The sequence below is a fragment of the bacterium genome, assembly GCA_023150945.1.
Lineage (GTDB): Bacteria > Zhuqueibacterota > Zhuqueibacteria > Zhuqueibacterales > Zhuqueibacteraceae > Coneutiohabitans.
This window is the reverse complement of the sequence record JAKLJX010000018.1, coordinates 120312-139582: the sequence shown is the minus strand read 5'-3', so window position 1 is coordinate 139582 and position 19271 is coordinate 120312. Positions and strand designations below refer to the sequence as shown.

The 19271-nt window shown below is 54.3% G+C and carries 9 protein-coding genes; all 9 read right to left on the bottom strand.

All coding sequences use genetic code 11. The features are described 5' to 3' along the window. Positions 1–98: 98 nt before the first annotated feature. Positions 99–3548 carry a DUF4157 domain-containing protein gene (locus L6R21_21045; GenBank protein ID MCK6561694.1) on the bottom strand — a complete coding sequence of 1150 codons (3450 nt, stop codon included), beginning with the start codon at positions 3546–3548 and terminating at the stop codon, positions 99–101. A gap of 308 nt (positions 3549–3856) precedes the next feature. Further along, positions 3857–6028, bottom strand: a complete 2172-nt coding sequence (locus L6R21_21040; GenBank protein MCK6561693.1) for a CHAT domain-containing protein — start codon at positions 6026–6028, stop codon at positions 3857–3859. Continuing rightward, entirely contained in the window at positions 6025–9468 is a 3444-nt protein-coding gene (locus tag L6R21_21035) for an AAA family ATPase (GenBank protein MCK6561692.1), read from the bottom strand. The genes L6R21_21040 and L6R21_21035 overlap by 4 nt, the downstream gene beginning before the upstream one ends. A gap of 60 nt (positions 9469–9528) precedes the next feature. Further along, entirely contained in the window at positions 9529–12150 is a 2622-nt protein-coding gene (locus L6R21_21030; protein MCK6561691.1) for a tetratricopeptide repeat protein, read from the bottom strand. A gap of 62 nt (positions 12151–12212) precedes the next feature. Beyond that, positions 12213–12479: a hypothetical protein gene (locus L6R21_21025; protein MCK6561690.1), complete on the bottom strand. Its 267-nt coding sequence runs from the start codon at positions 12477–12479 to the stop codon at positions 12213–12215. 16 nt (positions 12480–12495) lie between these two features. Further along, on the bottom strand, positions 12496–13593 hold the full coding sequence (locus L6R21_21020; GenBank protein MCK6561689.1) for a hypothetical protein: 1098 nt from the start codon (positions 13591–13593) through the stop codon (positions 12496–12498). Positions 13594–13633: 40 nt separating this feature from the next. Continuing rightward, complete coding sequence (locus L6R21_21015) at positions 13634–14899, bottom strand: hypothetical protein (GenBank protein ID MCK6561688.1); 1266 nt, start codon at positions 14897–14899, stop codon at positions 13634–13636. 26 nt (positions 14900–14925) lie between these two features. Beyond that, positions 14926–17004 carry a phage tail protein gene (locus L6R21_21010; protein MCK6561687.1) on the bottom strand — a complete coding sequence of 693 codons (2079 nt, stop codon included), beginning with the start codon at positions 17002–17004 and terminating at the stop codon, positions 14926–14928. Beyond that, entirely contained in the window at positions 17001–19271 is a 2271-nt protein-coding gene (locus L6R21_21005; protein MCK6561686.1) for a putative baseplate assembly protein, read from the bottom strand. Before L6R21_21005 ends, L6R21_21010 begins: the two co-directional genes overlap by 4 nt.

The window sequence follows — 19271 nt, the reverse complement described above, 5'->3', positions numbered from 1 at the left end:
TTACCAACTCAAACAAAAGACTATTCCAATCACAAAGACTTCTTAGGGCGTGCATCAAAGCGTCAGATCTTCCATGGGAGATCTGATATTCCTATTATTTATGCAAAACTCAATAAGTCAAAGAAAGACACCTTTCCTTTCACTGGGTCTTCAAATCTTACTTCTATGGCTAAAAGTAAGCCCTGTGTCTGATAAACTAAAGCTCGTTCAGCTTGAAAGATAAAACCGTGCTTAAACCATGGTTTGATCTTCTTACTCTTCAAGAAACTTATTAGTTTGCCACCGCCTTTTAGCTTTCCTAGCTTTTTAATGAGTTCTTGAATCTCATTTTGAATTTTCTGCCGCGCTCCCTTCCTACGTTTTCCCGGACTGGCAACGTAATCATAATCCCAAGTCTCTCCTCTGTCAATTACCTCAATGGATTTGAATACCTTAAATTTTCGTCGAACTGCCTTGATGCCGGCCTCAATCTCATCCTTGGTAGCGCCATCTTTGGCATAGCGTGCGGTAACTGCATCAAGAGCAGCTAATCCTTTCTGCAATTCTGGACCATGAACCTTTTCGCCTTTTTTCTTCCCCTTTCCAAACAGCTTCTTCGCCTTCTCCACAATCCACCCGACCACCTTCCCAATCGCCTTGTCAATCGGCTGGCGGATCTTTTTGATGATCTCTTGAATCTTCTTGCTGATGCCGCCCAGGCCGATCAAACTGGCGAGGAAGCTGATGATCACGGGAATGGATTTGGCAATGGCATTCTCCACCGCAGTCGCGGCTTTGCCAAGATTGCCGCTGGCAATCTCGGCAATGGAGTTGAATACCGACGCGGCAAATTCGCGAATTTGATTGATCCGTTCAATGAAAAACTTCACGGTGTTGTAAATCGCAATCACCGCTTGAATGAGCGCGCCGGCCGGGTTGAAAAAGCTGATCAGTTTCTCGATGGCTTTGCCGATGATCGTACTCTTCACCCAATCGATAATGGCGCCAAACACCGTTTCTTTGAGGTTACTCAGCGAATCCTTCACCCGCTCCCACAAAGCAATCGGCCCCTTTGTCACCAGTTCCTTGACAAACTCCACGGCTTTTTCAACTTTGGAGACAATGCCTTCGCCTTTTGGCCCTAAAGCTTTCACCACCCTCGCGCGGATGGCCTGGTAGGTGGCGCCAAGAATTTGCAGAACCAAATGAAAGATGCCTTTGAGATCAAACTTCGAGGGCAGCGTAATGTTGGCCGCAGACAACGCGCCGAATAGCCAGCCGGAAATGCCAGCCTTCAAGTGCTTGAGCGCATTCTTGGCAAACTGCCCAATCCCCTGAATCAGTCCTTTGATGAGATTCTTGACAAAACCAATGGGATCCTTGATGATCTTGGTGATGACTTCCTTGCCCTTGTTCAGAATCGCCATGATCTGTTTCACCGGCGCGCCGATCATTTTGAGCACGCCCGTGAAAATGAATTCCAGTATCTTCGAGCCCAAGGATTTGACAAAATTGAAAACCCGGGTCACGGTGGGCGCAAAGATATCCTTGATGATCTTGAGGTTTTTCGCGATCCCGTACCAAATCGAAACTTTGTCCCACGCCTCGGCAATCAAGGCTTTGATGCCCGCCCAGGTGATGTTCAATGCTTGAACTTGTTTCTGCAGCCAGTTGAACGCCTCGTCAATGGCCCCGGATTTGTTCAGATTGTCGAATAGAACCGTGCCTCCCGGTATCAACCCCATGAACCCGCCCAGAAAGTTCTTGGCAGTGCGGGGCACTTCCTCGCCGGTGATGGGGTTCTTGCCGATGATGACGGTGATCAACGTGTAGCCGGGGATGTTCCGCGCGACTTTGTTCAGGAGATTGGCGATGGGGCCGGGCGAGCGCTGGATTTTTTGCGGCGCAGGCGTGACCGCGATGGGCTTGGCGCGCAGCGCAGCGCCTTGCTGCACCACGTGCGTCAACTCATGCGCTAAGAGCTGTTGTCCGCCACTGGTTTGGGGATTGTATTTGCCGTTGCCAAAATAGATATCTCTGCCAACGGTGAAGGCTTGCGCGTTTAGGTCCTGGCTCATTTGAGCTGCGTCGGTGCCAGTATGCACGCGTACCTGACTGAAATCCACGCCGAAGCGAGGTTCCATGTAGGCTCGTGTGTCGTTTGGCAACACGCTGCCGCCGCCACGAGAGTGTGACACACGTGCCTCGACCGCGCTGCTGGCGTGCATTTCACCGTTGCCGCCCGGCTTTGCTCGCAGGGCCGGCGGGCTGAGATGAATCTGTCGCCGCTGCACTTTCATGGCCTGCGCAGACTCGTCCTCCTTCTCTTCCTGGCGCTGGAGAGCATAGCTCAGGCCCGCAGCAAATTTTGCCTGGGCAGGTTTTTCCTCTTCTGTTTTCTCCTGCCGTTGCAGCAAAGGCTTGGTCTGAGCGGCTTCATCATCTTTTTCTTCCTGGCGTTGCAAATGCGGCCCAGCGGTTGAGGCAAACTTGGCCTGTGCAGATTCGTCTTCCTCCTTTTGTCTTTGCAAAGAAAAGGTCTGTGCCTCGTCGTTTTTTTCTTCTTGGCGTTGCAGAGTCGCAACTAATCCATCGACACGTTTCGCCTGAGCTGGCTTTCCTTCTTCTTTCTCTTCTTGCCGTTGCAGTAAGGCTTTCGGTTGCGCGGTTTCATCTTCTTTTTCCGCCTGGCGCTGCAACTGCGGCCCAGCAGTTGATGCAAACTTGGCCTGCGCAGATTCGTCCTCTTCTTTTTGCCTTTGCAAAGAGAAGGTTTGTGCCTCGTCCTCCTTTTCATCCTGACGCTGGACAGTTACAGCTAATCCATCGAAGTGTTTTGCCTGAGCTGGTTTTTCATCTTCCTTCTTTTCTTCCCGCTGTAGCAAAGGCTTGGTCTGCGCGGTTTCATCTTCTTTTTCTTCCTGGCGCTGCAGAGTCGCGGTTAGACCAACGATGGGTTTTGCTTGGACAGGTTTTTCTTCCTCTTCCTTCTCTTGGCGTTGCAGCAAGGGTTTTGTCTGCGCTGATTCATCTTCATTTTCCTCTTGGCGCTGCAACAGCGACTTGGTTTGTACTTTCTTCTTATCATCGTCTTCGCGCACTGCCACCGGCACTGCGCGCTGGACAACCGGCATGTGCCCGGTCAACCAGGCTTGGCGCTGAATCGCGGCTTCGCCGCCACTCTCAAATTCCGCCTGCATCGGCTCTTCCTCTTCAGCCGCAGGCTGGCGCTGCACCAACGGCGTAATTTGCGCAGCCAGTGGCTTGGCTTGAACCGGTTCTTCCTCTTCGGCCGCCTGTCGGCGCACGATCGGCTCCGGCATGCGCATCACCTGATCGGCTACGCGGTCGGCTTCCTGCTCGTACTTATCCCCCGGCGCGCCGACTTTCAGCTTAGCCTGCAAAACGCCGGAACGGTAGAGCCGTTGCACCGCCTGGTTGCCCAGGGTTTGCTGCATCTCCAGAAAAGCCGGCAGGGACGTAGATTGGGGAGGCACCGGCTTCACAGCCAGCGTTGAATTCCTCTGAGGAGGCGCAGAAGTGGTTTGGGCGGTTTGCTGGCGTTCCATGAGTAGAATCTGGCACGCTACGGGACAAAATGGATCGCGGCGCGGACGCAATATTCAACGCAGATTTCGCCGGCGAATCCCATCGAATTCGAATTCAACATGCGATTTTTTTTCATCAGCCACAAGGGCAGAATGGCTCGAATGTAACGGACTTGAACCGCCTAACGGCCCTTGCCAGATGAACTGCAGGATCAAATTGCCTGCTGCCAATACAACCCCACTTGAACTAGAGCACAATTCGGCAATTCTTGCCGTGCCCTTGCGCCAGGCAGGCGCGTGGCCACCGAGTTGTTGGCAGACTCGATGAATCAAGACTTTTGGTTAATCAGCACCGGCGACATCCAGGTTCGATCATTCTTGTCCTCACTGGCAAGCTCGCGCCGCGCCTCGAGAAGAGCTTCTCCCAAATTTTCGCACTCCAAGAACGATTTGTAGAATGTGGCTGCCATCATTCGTGCGCCTTTGTCAGAAACGGGCCACCGGTAGCCCAGCACCGCCGGCACGCCTGCGAGTATGGCCGCCTCTGCGATGCCGAGAAAGTCGCCGCTGAGCAACTGTTCGCTCTCGGCAATCTCGCTCGCCAGACAGCAACTGAAATAGGCGAATCGCAGCTCTGAACCTCGCAGCAGCGTTCCCAGGCTGGCAGCGGTAATCGGCTTGATGTCACCCTGTCGCCGCTTCTTTTCCCACAGATAAATTGCGCTTTCTTCCGCCATTTTCGGATTATGGTCGCCATGACCGGCATAATGCAAAAGGTGATAACGACGCCTGCCCAGCTCTTTTCGCACACGCTCATAAGTGGCCTCTTCAGTTGGCAGGCAAACGACCTCACATTCAATGCCTTTTTCGGACAACAGCTCCGGCAACAACGTGTTCAACTCGCGTACCTCGTCATCGACTCCCGGAATCGGCGGTTCTGTATTGGAAGCAATCAAGAGAATGTTAACCCGTTCCCGCCTTTGAGAGAGCAATTCGGGGAGCGAGCTCTTGGGGACCGATACGCCGCTGATAAAACGCGATACCGGATGCTTCAGCACAAGATACTCTTGCCCGTCAAACAAGAATTCAAATGGTATCCTGAGTGCCTCCCTTTGCGCCAGCTTGAAAACCAGAGACAGATTCCCTTCCTCACCCTGGATTCTACCCAGCGCCTGGCTGTACAAATTCGAAAGCACACGGTGTTTCTGGAAAAGATCCTGATACAAGCCACGGCCTCCGATATCCTTGATGTGAAATCGCCAATCATCACTGACAGCCGCTTCGGTGGCGCGCCGGGCATAGGCTTCTGCGACAAGATCGAAGGGCTCCGATGAGTCATCCGTTTGCAAGAGGCTTTTTTCAGAATTGAGTGTGACGCTCAAAAGGTTTCTCTTCAGGTTGCAGGACACCGCCAATTCCATTTTCGTCCGGCCATCGCCAGAATGCGGAGGGCGCATGCTGCTGTCATAATTCTGTGACAGAACGTATCCTGCAAACAACTTCGAAAACAAATTTTCCCCGCGGATATATCCTTTTTCGATGAGTAAACTCAAGATTCTCGCTTCCCGCACCGGCTCGCCATGCGCCAGTCGGAGGGCGGCCTTGCGCTCATGTTCGTTCAGTGATTCCCAAATGAGCTTGAGTTGAAACTTCAGATCGGCATCCTTGGCAATCAGACTTTTCAGCTTCTCGGTTCTTTTCTCCGCATTCGTGTCCAATTGACCCTTGCTATAAAGCTCAAAATAGAATCCGCAGGTGATCTGAAGCAGCAAGGGATGCGTCCCCGCGAGCGCAATAATCTCTTGCTCATAATCCCTGAGCGGAATTGCGACTTTTTCGGAAGACTGAATGATGAATTCTCTTGCTTCCTCAATCGAAAAAGCCCCAATGCGGTACATCAGAAAGGTATTGAACCAGGGGGAGGTCAAGCCGGCCTTCACGTCCTCAGGAAAAAGCGACTCAAAATCTGCTCGCGTCGCGGTTACATAGGAGAACTCATGCAGCATCTGGGCGCGCAAAAATTGGCGAAACTCAATGCCAAACTTGTCGCTGCCTGCCAAAGTATCGAACTCGTCCAATAGCAAGCTCAACGTCATGCCTTTATCTCTCAGATCGAGCAAGAATATCCGAAAATTGTCATAGACATCCTCGGTTTCACGGATCGGGATCGCGGGGCGGCTTGATCTCACCAACTGCCGATTGACCTCGTCCTTGACCGTCCGGAAGAAGCGGGCCGGGCCGGAAGAAACGCTCGTGTCTGACACGTCCAAATAGACGACCAGGAGATTTCTGAACGCTTCGTCTTCGCCAACGGTTTTCCAGATATGATAGAGAATGGAGGATTTGCCAATCTTGGTTTCGCCGATCAAGGCACAACACTGTTTTTTGAGGAGCGAAGATCTTATGTACTGTATGACTCCCTGCCGGCCATAAAAATTGGCTCGGTCCGTGATCATGCCGCGATAGGTATAGGGATTGGAAAGCGACTTGGCGGAATTCATAAGACAATCTCTCCTTGCGCCTTATAAAGTGGCTTGTTTCGGTAGACCCAGCGGCGGATCAATTCAATGTCGAAGCGATAAGATTCTTGTTGGCGATCCCACACGAGAATGTTCCGGCCAACCAGCTTCTTCAATGCGCCGGAAAGCGCACTTTCACCCATACCCAAACCCACCATTCGAAGCTTTTTTTCTATTTGGCTGCGATTGACGTGCTCCCCTTCTCCGCAAATCTCCGCTACGGTTGAAAGCACCAGTTGTTCAGGTGCCGTACAGGTATTGTAAATGAACATGAGATGGGGAGCGCCTCCTGTCACCGTGCGATCGATTACATCCTCGACGTCGCTGGCGGAGACGCTGTTCTTCTTGCACTCGATGAGATGCTCGAGCAAAAAATGGCACAGCAATTGCGTGAAATAGGGATGGCAGGCACTAATATTGACTATTCTATCGAGAGCGAAGGCATCATATTGCACGTAACCTGCAATGGGATTTGTAATCAAGGCTTTGGCAGCCTCAGGCTCCAGCCTGCCCAGAGAATAATGAACGGCAATTTGCGTAAACACCGGCCAGTACGATGACGTCAGCTCATCCAACCGGTAGGTCCCAATCAAAATGAACTTGAAGCACTTGTGTTCCATGACGCTGCGCAAATACTCGAAGATATCCTCTTGCAGTTGCTTGCGATTGATCTTTTCCTGCAGGTTTTCAAACTCATCGAGCATCAGGACAATCGTCTTATTGCCGACTGTCGTGGCAATGACTTCCGCGAAATCACTAAACGCCCGAAACGGGTTTTCCTCGAATTCTGCCCGCACGGGTTCTGCGATGTTGACTCCTGCCTTATCAAGGGTCCTGTGTGTTTCCCGCATGAGTGCAAACAACAAGCCGGCCGAATCAACGCCGGCGATTCCCATGATGTCGATGAAAACGAAGATATGATCGGGGCTGACGGCATTGGGCTCGGCAAGCTGATAAAGCAATGAAGTCTTGCCCGCGCGCCGTTCGCCATTAATCAGAATCACATTCCGGTCGATATTCCGCCGGATGAAATCGAAAACGTCCTCGCGGCCGAAGAACATCCCGGCGTCTCTCACGGGTTTTCCTGCAAAGTAGGGGTTCTCCTTGATCGGAACGTATGGCGCTTCAAAAAAACTAAAAGTGCTGGCGTCGCGATAAACAACCTGATTCTTGCGGGAATCGGTATAGGCGATCTCAAACGGTATCCGGACTTCGCCATGGTTCTCTGCTTCTCCCGTGGTCAAGCTGACATCGAAATCGACAAAGCTTCTTTCCTCGGGCTGCAGTATGCTCAAGCTCTGCACCCTCACCTTCACTTCAAGGGCACCGCTTGGGTCAATCGAAACACGGATATCATCTGCGGTTCCGAGGCCCCTGTTTTCAATTTCCAAACGGATCTTGTTGCTTTGGTGGCGCAGCAGCTTGGCGGCCTTCCACTTGCCGATCAGGTAGGCACGGCCGCGCAATTCATCCATTTCTCGCGCCAGCACGTTCCGCCACTTCAACAGGATCTCAGCAAAAAGTTCTCGCTCGGCGCCTTGCAGTTGGGCATTGGCAGTTTGATTTGCTGTTTCAATGGCATTGAGGCCGGCCGTCAGGAAAGAAACTTTGTCCTTGGCACCGGTGGCTTGCTCATACTTCTGGAGAGCGGCGCAGACATTATGAATCTCGTGGGGAACTTCCGTTTGGAAGATTGAGGCCTGGCGCATCTTGTCCAGGATTGAACTGGCAGCTTTCAGTTCCTCCCAAGTTTCAATCTCCAGCAGCTCTTGCATACTGGCGTAATAGGCCCGATAGTCATGGCTGGACAATCCTTGCGGATCAACATGCTCGAAAGGGTCTTCAAACGCGACGAGGACCTTCCGACCCAATCGTTCACTGGTTTTGCGGAGCGCCTCGCCGCGAAGCTGAGCGATATCGGCTGCTTCCTCGCGAGACAAACCCCGTTGCTGCAACTGCATTGCGGTGATTTCGCCATACAATTGGATCGCGTCGCAAGCAGTGCTGTCCGGCGCGTTTTTTGCGTCGAATTCCTGGGGAAAGAAGCTCGAAAAAACCGCGGCAACGCTGGGGTCATCGCCATTACGCGAGTAGTGTTCAGCCAGACTCCGGCAGATTCGCTGCCGATATTTTGGAATCGTCCTATACAAGTCCTTGTACACCCGATAACCTTGTTCGTACCTTTGTTGTTTCAATGCATGGTGAGCCCACCAGAGCCGAATTCCATGTCGCTTGACATAAACTAGAACTCCTGTGACCAGGATAAGCACAACTAGCAAACCGCCTATTGCTACTGTGGCCAACTTCGCTCGATCCAAACCTCGCCGTGCTTGTTGCCGTTTTTCCTCGAGGCGGAGCGTGCCTGTGAGGCTGTCGCCTGTCAAGGCATCAAACGCCACAACGATGGAGTCAAAGCCAGCTAATGCGCCAAGGGCATCGTGCCACTTTTGTTCCTGCAGTTTCGAATAAATGATCTCATGACGCGCAATCATCTCTGTCCTGATTCCTCGCAGGGTGTCGGACAGCACCTGGTGCACAGCCCGATAGAGAGAATCAGGAAATACTTCGCGCGCGATTCGCAGACCTTTCTGCCAAAGCGTTAATGCGCTCACCACGCTGTCGCTTTTGCCACGCAGGCTCTCAGCCTTTTTGAAGTAATCCAGTATGAGAAGATGCTGCTTTATTTCGCTGGAACTAGAGTCAATCATGCGGGCCTGCTGAAAGCTCTCCTCTGCCCCGCTGAAATTCCACAATTTCAGTTTTTGAACTCCTTCCGTCAAGACACTCATTTGGTGCGCTTTCAACCTACTGTGCGCGCGGCCCGCTTCTGCGGCTCTGTTCTGGGGATCAAGCCGTAAGGCCCTGCTGAACGCCCCCTCTGCCGCTTGCCAATCGCCTCGTCTCAGGCGTTCTTCTCCCCGCCTCACAAGAGAATCAATTTCAGCAGTGATGTCATTTACCCGCTTTATCCTGCTCTCGATCTCAGGCAATTGCGGATCCAAGTCGCGAGCCAACTCAAAGTATTCGCGAGCGCGATCATACCTTCTGGCCGCTAAGGACTCTTGGCCGGTCTCACTCAGTTTTGCGGCCCGTGCCTTAATGAGGCTTAACAGCTTGTCAGGAATCTTGCCTCCCGCCCGCAGCCCCCGCGACCACCACTTCGCTACTTCAATATCCGAAGAGCCGCCCCGATAGTACTTGATGAATCCCATGTACAAACAGGCTTCGGGATGATTGGGCGAGACTCTCAAGACCTGAGCGAAACGATCCTCCGCAACTGTGTACTCAGAACGATTGAACCGGGTCATCGCTTCCTTGAGAAGTTTTTCAAAGTCATGCTCCTGGCTCAGAGCATTCAGAGGAGTAAACAGTTGAGACAAACACCATGCCAGCAGCGACAGGTGTGTAATTGGCTGTTTCATAGACTGCAACACGTCACCATGAGGTAAGTAGCATAGTGAGCAGATTTGTTACATTTATTGCTATTCACGCTTCCTTCCAGTGTCTTCGATTCCTTCGAAGATTTCTCCCAACTCACTGATTTCCAGATCCTCATAAAGGGCCGAGTCGATGCGCTGCAGCTCATTGAGCTTTGCCATGGCCAAATCAGTGCGCACGTCTTTGAGGTCGAGGACAGCCTGCATCATGAGGACAAACACAGGATCAGTCTCCTTACCCAGGGCAGTTCTGATGAAATCGGAAGAGCCGCCATGGCGCAGGAAATAGGCTCGGCACAGCCGCAGGTACAACTCCGTCTGCCGCGGCTCACCCTGCTCCGCCCTCAACTTTATCGCGATCTTGGTTTCATGGATGGCATCCTCATACTGCGATTGTTCGACAAAAATCGAACCCAATACTTGGTGTGGAAAGTGGTCTTTGGGAGCCAGCGCAATTGCCCTCTTGAGCGCCGGAATTGCCAAATCAGATTGCTTATTTAGGCGATATGTCTCCCCCAGAGCAGAATAGATATCTTCATTTTCTGGGCTCAATTGCAGGGCCAGTTTCAGGATTTCGATTGCCTGATCATAACGCCTCAAAACGCGTAGCGCTTGCGCCATTCCCACGTAAGCCTCCGGGAAATTTGGCCGGTGCTGAAGCGCCTGCCGGTACTCTTCGATGGCCCGGCTGTAGTTTTCACTGTTGTCATCCCGATCCCCCAGCCCAAAGTAAGTGTCGGCCAGCTTCTTGTGCGCCCAAGCGTCTTCGGGTTCCAAAGCAATCGCACGCTGGAGTTTTTCGATCGCTTCCTCATATCGTTTCATATAACGCAAAGCCTCGCCCCAAGCCGAGTAGCCATCGGCATACAGTGGGTCAAGCTCGACAGACTTCGCGTAGGCGATCAGTGCTTGGTTCAAATCTTCAGGAGACTGCTCGCGATCATAGTAGATATCGCCTCTGCGCTTGTAATTTGCAGCGTCAGCGGGATCAAGCCTGATGGCCGTTTGAACTTCTTCAAGTGCCAATGCGTATTTTTTCATTTTCCGATAGACGTCCGCCAGGTCTTTATGAGTCTCGGCATAATCCGGTTTGAGGCGAAGAGCCTGCTTATACGTTCGTTCGGCCGCTGCAAGACTATCGATCAACTCATAGTACCTTCCGAGCAGATAGTGCGCCTCCGGATCTGAGGGATTCTCGGTCACTTTCAGCTTCAATAGTTCCAAAACTGCGACACCGCCCATCAGATTTCCTCCCGAATCTGCCGCCTGCCCCGCCTTTGCTAGCTCCAGTTTTGCGCGTATGGTGGGGTCGAATGGATTCAACTCCAGGGCTTTCTCATAACTTGCCGCCGCCGATTGGTAGTCATCTTTTCCTACATAGGCGTCACCCAGACTCACGTATGCTTCGGTGTAGTTTGGCCTCAACGCCAGCGCCTTTTTGCTCTCGGCGATGGCCTCATCGTACATGTCCTTTCCCTTGTAGGCATCTGCCAGCACTTTATGATTCCACGCATCACCCGAGTCGATTCTCGTTGCCGCTTGCAGCGCCGCAATGGCTTCGTCATATTTCTCCAGTCGCCGATAGACTTCGCCTGACATGGCATGTGCATCCTCATGGGAGGGGTCCAGACGAATGGCCTGCTGATAGGCCGATATTGCTTCGTAACGATCTTGATTGCCGTCGCGGTCCGCGAATATATCTCCTTTGGTTTTGATGTAGTCCGGATTCTGGGGATTCAGGTCAATCGCCGCTTTGATTTCATCAAATGCCAACTCATACCTCTTTTGCTTGACGTAAACCTTTGCCAGGCTTGCGTGAGCATTGGCCCTGGTCTCGTCCTCGGCGGGGCGAAGCGCCAAGGCCTCTTTCAGCTCCCGCTCCGCGGCATCCAGACTATCGAGCAATGAGTACAGGGCCCCGAGCGAGTACCGGTGCACGGGGTTAGACGGATCCTCTGCCACTTTGCTTTTCAGGAACTCCAGCGTCGCACTTGCCGTACCCAAATTGCCGAGCGGATGCGCCGCCAGAACCAGTTCCAATTTTACTTGAACAGTCCGATCCTCCGGATTCAGTTTGAGCGCCTTTTGATAATTCTCTGCCGCGGTTTGATAGTCGTTTTTGCCGGCATAGGCATTACCCAAGCTCTCATAAGCGTCAGCGTAGTCTGGGCGCAACTCCAGTGCCTTGTTGGATTGCTCAATGGCTTCGTCGTAACGGTCTGCCCCATAGTAGGCATCGGCCAGCACTTTGTGGTTCCACGCGTCACTTGGATCGATCTTTATGGCCTGCTCCAGCTCGGCAATGGCGAGATCATATCTCTTCAGCCGGCGATAGACCTCTCCCAGAAAGGCGTGAGCGTCCTCATGGGCTGGGTTAATGCGAAGCGCCACTTTGAATTCGGCCACGGCTTCTTCAAGAGAGTCAGTCTCAAGCAGGAGTCTGGCAAGTCCGAAATGAGCAGGAAAGTAATCCGGATCGATCTGAATCGCCTTTTTGTACATTTGCGTGGCAGCCTCATACTTCTCAGACTGGCGGTAAAGCTCGCCAAAATCAGTATAGCGCTTGGCCTCGGCAGATTGCTGAGATTGGGCGAAAACAGCGCCTGGGATCGTGCCAATAGCGAGCGTCAGGAAAAAGCAAAGCGCACCAGAGAAATGCCGCCTCATGATTGTCTCCCCTCGGTTGGCTTGTCAGAATCCATAGTGAACTTGACCACCTTTGCGCAGGGTCAGGGCAGCACCGGCAAATTGCCCAAAATCTGCAAAATGAACCCGGCCACCAAAAACAGCATGCCCCACAACGCGCGCCGCGCCATGCGCCGCCGATCACACACCGCCGGCAGGCCGAGGTTTTCCTCCGCGGTTTCGCCGGGAATGCGCGCGACGCCGACTTCGAGAGCCTGCATCCTCGGAATGATGAAGCCCCACGCGAAAATCACCACCCCGCACAGGCACAACAGCAGTCCGGTGACGGTCAGCCAATTAAGCAAAATCATGTTTCACCTCAGAGAATTATTTCTTGCCGCCCTTTGCCTTCTTGGCTTTGTCGCCATTGGGCGCTTCGGTCACCTCCGTTTCAGCGCCAGCCGCCTGGGTGGCCGATTTTTCTGCGGCAGTCTCCAGTGCTTGCCCTGCTGCTTCGTCTTTCTTGTCTTTGCTGCGGCTCTCTTCATCATACTGGTTTGCGATTTGGTCCTTGATGCTGCACAGCGCCGCAATGGGGTTGGTAAGCAAAGAGATGAGGCAGTTGCTCTGGTTCGCCTGCTTGGCCGCCGCCCAAAAATTCTCGAGGTGGCTGGACACTGTCTTATAATTCGTAGCGCCGTCGAACAGGGAAAGGAACAAATACTGCATCATGCCGGGCGTGAGCACATAACGCCGGTCCGACAGCGTGATCGCTTTCACCGTCTTTTTTCCTGCGCTTTCTTCGATCACCACGGTTCCCAAAACCAAATGGTGCACTTCAGCACAGCACGCGGGACATGGTGGGGCGAGGTGGCAAAACTCTCCGTTCATGAATGCAGCGACCGCTTCTTTTTTCTCAGCAGTCGCAGCTTTGGTTATTCGTTCATGCAGGCTGAGTTCAATAGGATGAATCAGAGGCGACGAGGGTAAAGCGCTCTCCAACTGCAGGCAAAATCCCTCCTGATAGCGCGAATGCTCGCACGTTTTCTCGTCGCAGCCGCCGCCCGGCGCATAGACTGAAACCGGATCAACCATTCTCTCTTCGTAACCGATGGTGAGGTAGTAAGTCTTACTACCTGCCTTCACCTCCTGGCAGGGATCCTGCGACGGCGCAGCAGGCCGGGGTGGGCACAGCAGTGCGTCAAGATCGAGCTTGACCGGATCACACACCATGATCTCGTTGCCGTGGCAATCCAGCGCCATGCCGGGCGTAACCGTGATCCATTTCTCGTCTTTCTCCCACTCCAGCCCGAGGCCGCAGACGATGCCCCAGCCGTGCAGCATCTTGTTGGCCAGTTTTCGCTTTTCGCGATGGTAGCTCTGCTCTTCGCGAAAATCACGGTCGCTCAGCAGCATGCCGTGAAAGTAGCGAGCCCGTTTGAAATTGTTGAACTCGCAGTGTCTTTCCTGCGTTGTGTCTTTCATTGCCATTCTCCTTGCAGTCTATGCCAGCTTTTCATGATTTTCAGCCCTGGGACTTCTGTGGTTTGGGCATGGGCAGGACGGAAAACCAACTGACAAAATCACCGCCCTGCACGCCATTTCCCGAGGGGAATTTGCCCGCGATGAAATCACCATCCAGCGCCTGGCCCTTCAGGTTCGTAATCAAATTTCCACGCAAGACGATTTCGACATCGCCGCCATCCTTTTGGATTTTGGAAGTCCCTACAAAGGTGTCTTTTCGCCAGGCTTCATTGACAAAAAAGGTGGCGTGGCTGCCGTGCGCGTCTTTGGCATATTCGATCCGTTCCGGGGAGATGTATCTTTTGAAATCATATCCCGTGTCTTCATCGTAGTTGGCGACGGAAAGCAAAAATGTGTGGCGGTTGATCGTCTTGTCGTCCATCTCCTGATCAAAATACACGGTCAAGCCCTTGTCCGTATTGTTCAGCAGAGCTTCAAATTCACCCCACTCAAGCGGCTTTGCGGCATGTACATCCTTCCAGCTTATGCCAATGACATGCGGCAAGTCGCCATGAAAGCAATGAATCAAATCGTAAAGCACGGGATTGCTGTACACCAGCCGGCGTTTGAAGCAGGCATCCAGAAATACCGCCGGCCGATCCGGGTCTTCTGATTCGCCGCGCCGCACGATTCTTGCCAACACCAGGCAGACTTTTTCATCGCAGTCCGGACAACCCTCCTTGAGATGGCGGCACAGGTAGCCATGCATGGTTTCGGGTTTGCCGCTTTTTTTGAAGTCCATAAGCGGGCAGAGCCTGCCATTGGGCGGTGGCAGATGAACGTCCGCCTCATGCCGCAGCCGCAGCTTGAAGCTGTCGCGGATGCGGTTGAACTCCTGGCGCTCTTCGCCGCCGCACGCCATGGAGGTCAATTGCACTGGTTCGGTTTTGCAATCGTGATACTCCAGGCAAAGCACGAGATGCTCGCCGGCTGCATCCGGCGGCACCGGCGTGGGATTGCAGGGCGGCTCGAGCACCGCCAGTTTCACTGCTTGCGGCTCGCAAATCAAGATCTCGCGGCCGCGGCAGTCAATCGCCAATCCCGGCGACACAATGAGCGCGCGGTGCTGGGGATCGAAAGTCACATCCAGGCCACAGACCACGCCCCAGCCGCTGACCATGCGATTCATCAGCCAGCGCTTCTCGTTGAAGTAGCGCTGCTCAGCAAAAAAATCGCGCACCGTCATCAGTTTGCTGTAGAAGTAGTTATTGCGCTCGAAGAATGGAATCGCGCAGACTCCCGAGCCGTGATCTTTCTCTTTTTCCATGATTGCCCTCGCTTGGGTTATGCGGGTTATATCAATCTGAAGCATCTACCTATTTGGGAATTGCGTTCCAGCCGCACCGCTTTTTCTCCGTGAATGGCCGCCACGACCCGCCCCACTCGCGCGGTGCCGTTGAGTCGAACCGGCTGATACTCTTCGACGCGCGAATTGACGCCGACGTAGAGGTCCGCCGCCGCGCTGCCGGCGCCGATCAATTTCAGAGTGTAAGCGGTGTGCGCGGGCGTTTCATCATTCAGCATCTCGCGCAGCTTGGCTTCCTGCTTTTGGAAATCCGCGCGGCTCAGGTTGAGCAGCAAGGTGAAACGATGCGCCATCGTCTGAAACGGATCTTCCGGCAGTTGCGCCACCTCGCGGAGGGCGGTGCGGCCGAGCACCGCGCTGTCGCCCAGGCGAAAGCCGCGAATCGGCGTCGCGCTCACCACGCTGTTGAGGCCCAAGCGCAAGGGCTTGCCCAGAATCAGCGGCGGCGAGACCAAAGCATGTTCCACGATCAGCGGACGCTGGCCGGTGTAGATTTCCACCAAGCCGGCAATGCCGGCCACAGTGCCTTTTTGTTTGAACAATTCCGGGGCCTGCAGCAGGAACTGGCGCTTGCGGGTTTCCGGCCATTCTTCTTCGAGGGCAAGATTCAGCCACGAGGCCAGCCAATCGAGAAAGTCTGCCGGCGTGGTCAGCGGATCAAAATTCTTGAACAGCGCGGTGATTTCGGTTTCCAGTCCGTACAGTACGGATTCGAACAAGGAGAGGAAGCGCTCGAGAAAAGCGCGGCTCACCGCATCTTCTTGATAAGTTGCCGGCAAGTAGCGCAGATAGGAAATGCGGGGATAGTAGGCGCGCAGCTCGCGCACCACCGGTTTTTGATTGGCGTCAAAGGTGGAAAGCGCCAGTTTCAACCAGAGGAAACGGCCGGTTTGCTCGCGCAACAGCATGTCCGTGGGATTTTTCTCAGGCCCAATCCATTTTGTGCCGAGCAAGGCTTCGAGCCTTTCCACTTTTCTTTGCACGGAGTCGTTGGGATCGGTAAACACCGCCTCGACCAAGCCGCGCAGGCGTGTGTCGTCGCTGGAGTGATAGAAAATCTCGAGTATCGTTCCCGGCGGCAGATTTGCTTCCAGCGCCAGGCGGTGCCATGTTGACCGGTCTGCGCCATTGTCCAGCGTGCGCGTGTAAAAGGCGCCGGTTTCGCCCACAAAACTCAGGCGCGCACTGAAACGGGCGAGGCCTTGATCAGTGCTGAGAAAAAGATCATCCCCGCGGCCGAAGGCGATGCCTTTGATTGATTTGACAACAGCCGGCAATTGCATGACGCCGAGGTGGCTGCCGTCGGCATCGAATTCGTGCAGTTGTTGCGTGCGGCCATCGACAACAAAGAGATTTCCTTGCGAATTGGCCGCGATCATGGCCGGCCGAAAGTCGGGCGCCACGCTGTCGAAATCGCCGATCAATCCCAGAAAGTTGCCCTCGGCATCATAGCGCAGAAAATGGCGTTGATTGCGGTCGAGCACATAAATGAAATGATCCCGGCCGACGATGAGTCCGATTGGCTGCTGCAACTCTGCGCCGCCAAAAGCCGGTCCGGCGGTCCGACCGTGGGCATCGTAGCGGAGTATGGTGCGAGAGTCTTGATCCAAGACGTACAGGATGCCTGAGCGGCCCAGCGCAATATCAACCGGCTGCTTGATGGCAGCGAGCACAAGCTTCAATTGAAAAGTCTCTCGCGAAAACACCAACACCCGGCGGTTAGCGGCATCGAGCATCCAGAAATTGAAACGATCCATGAGCAGGCGGCCGGTGGCAGCGGCGCTGCGGCCATGCGGACAATACAAGCGATCGAGTTTGTGCGAGATCAAGTCGCAGCGATACAAACAACGATCTTGCTCGGCAATCCAATAAATCAGCCCGCATTCGTCCACCGCCAGTGCAGTGGGCTTGCCGCCCGCGATTGGAATCGGCAACCATGATTCAAACGCGGGCCGGGGATAAAGCGTGAGGCCGCCCTCGGGCAGAATTTGCAGGCCGGAAGACAACCCGTTTTGCCACTGCGCCGGCGTTCGAAAGACCTGGCTTTTGAAATCAGAGGGATTCATACGATTTCCAAATTATGCTCTCCGCTGTAGACCAGCGCATTGGGCGGAATGGTAATGATCTTTTGAGCGAGCTGTTGCAGCGCGACTGCGTCCAGCTCGATGCCCACGACGTGATCAACGCCCTCCACTTCATCAAGAAGCTGATAGATTTCGGCGGCATACACCGGCCGGCCAAAGGTCCAGCCATCTTGGTTCGGGCCGCCGGTGAGCGGGTGCAAGAATTTTTGCAGGGCTGCCAGCGCCCGCTTCTCCACTTCCTTTGTGTCACTCTTTTTCTGTTTGAAGATTTTGCCGCGCACCGCCACTTCCACGTAGGCCGGCGCGATCACATGCACAACCGTGGCAACGAGGCGCCGTGCTTCGAGATGACGCTGCACGGTTTGCAGAAATCCTGCGCCGGCAGCAGGCGTCACGCGATTGGATCGCAGCGCCGGCACGGCGACCACCGTAACATTCCCCGGCAGATGCAGCTTGGGAAATTCCGGATGATAATTGGGCAGAGCTTTGGCGCGCGCCACGCGCAAGCCCGGCGTTGCCAGGGCGAGCTGCTCGAAATCTGCCGAAGTCACGGCGCGCTGCCGCGAGGTCATCTCCTCTTGCGCGCGCAGTTGCGCCTCGGCAATCGTCTCCGGTTCCCGGCCGCCGCTGGTCGGCAGCACATTCATTCCTCGCGCGCCGGCAGCGCCGGACTTCTCGATGCGCCAGGTGAGGCCGGCAGAAACATTGCCTTCACTGCCACGGCTGGTTTGATAGGAATAGGCGCGCATGCTCCGCCCTTCTCCCGGAATGCGGCCGTTCTGTCCGTTGCCGAAAGTGACCTCACCAGTTTCAACCTCCAATACATAATGCCGGTCGCCGGCAGCCGAGCTTTCAAAATCCTCCACGCGCTGCCAATCTTCCCACACCATGTGATCTTGCACTTGAATGACCAGTCCGGGCCGCGCGACTTGATTGGCGAACGCCAAATCAAAAAGCTGGCGATTGAACTGAATGATGGCAGCCGCGGCAAAGTCACATTCCGGTTGCGCCACGGCTTGTTGATAGGCTTCAGTTGGCTGAATCTCGGCAAAAATCGCGGGGTCGTAGAGATCCGTCGAGGTGAGGATTTGGTTGAATGCCGCGACAATTTGATACTTCTCGCTATCGGTAGGCAGCCGGCCAATCAGCTCGTCTTTGATCAGCGCTTGGATGGTAGCGGGGAGAAAATCCCAAAACCGGCGCTGCGTCGCAGGTTGCCCGGTTGTGCCGGCCGGGCGAAGGGCCGTTAGAAACTCAGGCCAGTTGAGAATATCACCCACCCGCAATGGTCCGCGTTCACGATCGGCAGCGAGCAACAGCGGCAATTTTTGCAGCCGCACTCTCTGGTGGGGCAAACCGGTGCCTTCACCCAGATCTTCGTGCATCACTGTCTCCACTTGCCGCGCAGGGATGACATTCAATCTGACATGCTCGAGCACCGGCGGAATCTCATAAAGCCCGGCAGCAAGTCGGCCGCGCAGCCAGTAGACGCCATTTGGGGCAGTCCAATCCGCCGGCGGAATGAAAACCAGGCGGCCGCTCTGATTCAAGCTGAGCGTCGTGTCGCGCAGCACATTCAATTGCGCCCAATTGCCATTCACAGAGTATTCCCACACCAGAGTTGCGGAGGGCTGAATCTCATCAGCACCTTCAGGCCGCGGCGCAGGCGCTGGCAGATCATCTTCACGCAGCAGAAAGAAGAGATTGGCAATCTCGGCATCGGCGAAAGGCTGATCGAATCCCAGCGCCAGGGTTGCGCCCACTGCCGCTTGCTCGCCGAATGGGAAAAAGTAGATGCCCACTTTGTTGTTGGCTTCAGTATAATCGATGCTCGTGCTGTTCCAGTGCGAATTGATGGCAATCATCCGGGTGCGCGTGATGGAAAAATCATCTTCGGTTTCAAAAATCAGATGTTCGTGGCCGAGCGGCACCACGCGCGTGCCGGCCGGCAGCAGTCCGAGAGTTGAGATGGCGGGAACAGTGAACTCGATCTCCACCCGCGCCGGTTGCCGCGCCAACCGCGCCATTCCCACCATTTTGAGAAACCGGTCAATCTGGTTATCGGTCACGCGATTGAGCTGGTAGATTTGCATCTCTGCCAGCCAGGCGAACAACTCCAGGAACGTGATGCCGGGATCGTGAAGATTGTGATCGGTCCAGTCGCGCGAGTAGCGCGGAATCAGCGCAACGGCCTCTGCCGCCAGCTCCTGAAAAGTTTTGTCATCGAGATTGGGAACCTGCAAGGCCAT

Bases quoted from the DNA above. Each gene is read 5' to 3' on its own strand.
- L6R21_21010 (MCK6561687.1), bottom strand. From the start codon at position 17,004: ATGAATCCCTCTGATTTCAAAAGCCAGGTCTTTCGAACGCCGGCGCAG.
- L6R21_21045 (MCK6561694.1), bottom strand. From the start codon at position 3,548: ATGGAACGCCAGCAAACCGCCCAAACCACTTCTGCGCCTCCTCAGAGG.
- L6R21_21030 (MCK6561691.1), bottom strand. From the start codon at position 12,150: ATGAGGCGGCATTTCTCTGGTGCGCTTTGCTTTTTCCTGACGCTCGCT.
- L6R21_21020 (MCK6561689.1), bottom strand. From the start codon at position 13,593: ATGAAAGACACAACGCAGGAAAGACACTGCGAGTTCAACAATTTCAAA.
- L6R21_21005 (MCK6561686.1), bottom strand. From the start codon at position 19,271: ATGGCCTTGCAGGTTCCCAATCTCGATGACAAAACTTTTCAGGAGCTG.
- L6R21_21035 (MCK6561692.1), bottom strand. From the start codon at position 9,468: ATGAAACAGCCAATTACACACCTGTCGCTGCTGGCATGGTGTTTGTCT.
- L6R21_21040 (MCK6561693.1), bottom strand. From the start codon at position 6,028: ATGAATTCCGCCAAGTCGCTTTCCAATCCCTATACCTATCGCGGCATG.
- L6R21_21025 (MCK6561690.1), bottom strand. From the start codon at position 12,479: ATGATTTTGCTTAATTGGCTGACCGTCACCGGACTGCTGTTGTGCCTG.
- L6R21_21015 (MCK6561688.1), bottom strand. From the start codon at position 14,899: ATGGAAAAAGAGAAAGATCACGGCTCGGGAGTCTGCGCGATTCCATTC.